General features: G+C 53.6%; 2 protein-coding genes. Both read right to left on the reverse strand.

The window, feature by feature from the left end:
- Positions 1–53: 53 nt before the first annotated feature.
- Positions 54–1,517 carry a nucleoside triphosphate pyrophosphohydrolase gene (mazG, locus tag ACUVTA_RS04855; RefSeq protein WP_445951846.1) on the reverse strand — a complete coding sequence of 488 codons (1,464 nt, stop codon included), beginning with the start codon at positions 1,515–1,517 and terminating at the stop codon, positions 54–56.
- Positions 1,518–1,580: 63 nt separating this feature from the next.
- Complete coding sequence (gene spoVT / locus ACUVTA_RS04860) at positions 1,581–2,141, reverse strand: stage V sporulation protein T (RefSeq protein ID WP_445951847.1); 561 nt, start codon at positions 2,139–2,141, stop codon at positions 1,581–1,583.
- Between the last annotated feature and the right edge of the window lie 187 nt (positions 2,142–2,328).

A 2,328-nucleotide genomic window follows, 5' to 3' on the forward strand; every position in this document is an offset into this window, starting at 1 on the left:
CAACAGCTTATTTATGAAAGCAATACCAATTAATGTCATATTTTACCCTTTTCTTACCCTTTTCTTTTGACCTCGAGGCGCTTAGCTTCTTCCCACCAGGTATCCATCTGTGATAGGTCGAGATCCTTGAACTCCAGACCCTTCTCCCGGGCCCGGGCTTCGATATACTCCAGCCGCCGGATAAACTTCGCGGTGCTCTGCCGCAGGGCGTCCTCCGCATCTACCCCCAGGAGACGAGCCACGTTGACCACCGCGAAAAGAAGATCGCCAATCTCGCCGCCAACGCCCTGAGCAGCTGCTACCGCCTTTTTCAGTTCGCCAGCCTCTTCGAGAACCTTGTCCATCGCTCCGCGCCAGTCATTCCAGTCGAAACCAATCCGGGAAGCTTTCTCTTGCACCCTAGTAGCGTACAGGAGCGCCGGTAAAGACCGCGTCACGCTTCCGAAGGTAGCGTTCGGCTTCTCTTCTTTTTTCAGACGCTCCCAGTTAACCAGCACCTCAGCGCTATCCTTCACCTCTTTGTTGCCGAAAACGTGAGGGTGCCGGTAAACCATTTTCCTAGTAATCATCCGGACGACATCGGCAAAGTCGAACTGCCCGGCCTCCCGCGCAATCTGAGCGTGGAAGACAATTTGTAGTAGTAAGTCTCCCAACTCCCCGCAGAGATTGTGCGGGTTGCCGCCATCAATCGCTTCTAAAACCTCGTAGGTTTCCTCAAGGAGATACTTTTTCAGGCTTTCGTGCGTCTGCTCTTTGTCCCAGGGGCATCCTTCTTTGCTGCGGAGCTGGGCTAAAATCCGGACGAGCGGCGCTACCGAATAAGAAGGCGGGCGCCGCCGCTTGACCGGAGGAAGATATATAGTAGTTAAATGGTCAAGCCACGGCAATCGGTCAAGTGCATACAGGGGAAGATCAGCCCGTTTCTCCTCGCCTGGTACACCGGCCGCCCGGATCACCGTAACCGGGTGGGCGTCGGGGTAGTAATCCATGAAGAAAAGCTTGACTTCGGAGGCGACCAAACGATTATAAACCTGCATTACCACCGCCGGAAGGTGCGGATAGACAAGTTTGGGATCCAGGCTAAGGCCATCGAGAACTACCATACCCGCCGCAGGATCAAGGGATAAAGCCGCGTAAACGGCCTCAAGAAAGCTCATCGCCGGTAGGAGTTGGACGTTAAGTCCCGCCGCCGCTGCCCCCGTCATAATCAGGCGGGTTGGTTCTTCGGCTACCAGCGGGTGCCCCGGAACTGCGTAAACGACAGGGTGAACCTTTGCTTCAGATAGGACTGTCGCCGCGATGCGCTGGTAAACAGCGGTAAAGCTTTTTTCTTCTTCGTAAAAGCGGTCGAAACTGGTAAAGGTGAGACCCATTGCTTTTAGCCTCGGCACTACAGGGTGCTGCTCAGTGCGTAAAAAAATAACCCCCGCCTGGCGTAAGGTAGTAAGCACACCGACGGGGAGAGCTTCCCAGCTCCCGGGTCCGAGACCGCAAATAGTTATCTGGTATGCGGCCATAATCTTGCCTTTTCAACCTCACCTCTTAAAGTGTAGTCTACGCCCGCCGCTCGCCGTTTGAAGTCAATGTTCCATCTGCTTTGCCAGAAAACCGGCAGCCGTTTCTGCTAATTTCAATTCGAGCTCCCCCATCTTTACGCCAGGTTCCCGCGAAACCAAAATCACCGCGCCGATCGGGTCACCTTCCGCAATAATAGGCACAATTACCTCGGCGGTAAAATTGCACTCCCCGTTCTCCCCCGTAAGGCAGCCAGCGCAGAATGGGTCCTCCTCCGGACAGTTGATCACCACCGGGCGCCGCCCCTCCATTACTTTTTCCACCGCCGAACTTATCGGCCGGTTGAGAAACTCTTTCTTTGCCGCGCCGGCAACGGCAATGATCGTATCCCGGTCCGCGATCATGGCGATGTGCCCTACCGCCTCGTAGAGCGAGTCGGCGTACTCCTTAGCAAAATCACCTAATTCCCCGATGGGTGAATACTTCTTCAGAATCACCTCGCCGTCACGGTCCACAAAGATCTCGAGAGGGTCGCCCTCCCTGATCCGAAGGGTTCGCCGTATCTCCTTGGGTATCACCACTCTACCCAGGTCATCGATACGCCGAACAATTCCTGTTGCCTTCATGATTTTACCTCCTTGAGTTTGAATTTCCTGGACGGATTAATTGCGGCTTACTTACTATGAGTAGTATACAACGTCGAGTAGTATACAACGTCTCCTTGCCGGTTATTCATTTTTTACCAAAAAAGCAAGCCGGCGGGACAATTATTTCCAAGCTTATTATAATCCCTTCAACCCAATTCTACAAGAA

The sequence above is a fragment of the Thermodesulfitimonas sp. genome (assembly GCF_052743955.1).

What these genes read in the sequence shown, in the direction of transcription:
- spoVT (WP_445951847.1), bottom strand. Translation starts at nt 2,141, where the DNA reads ATGAAGGCAACAGGAATTGTTCGGCGTATCGATGACCTGGGTAGAGTG.
- mazG (WP_445951846.1), bottom strand. Translation starts at nt 1,517, where the DNA reads ATGGCCGCATACCAGATAACTATTTGCGGTCTCGGACCCGGGAGCTGG.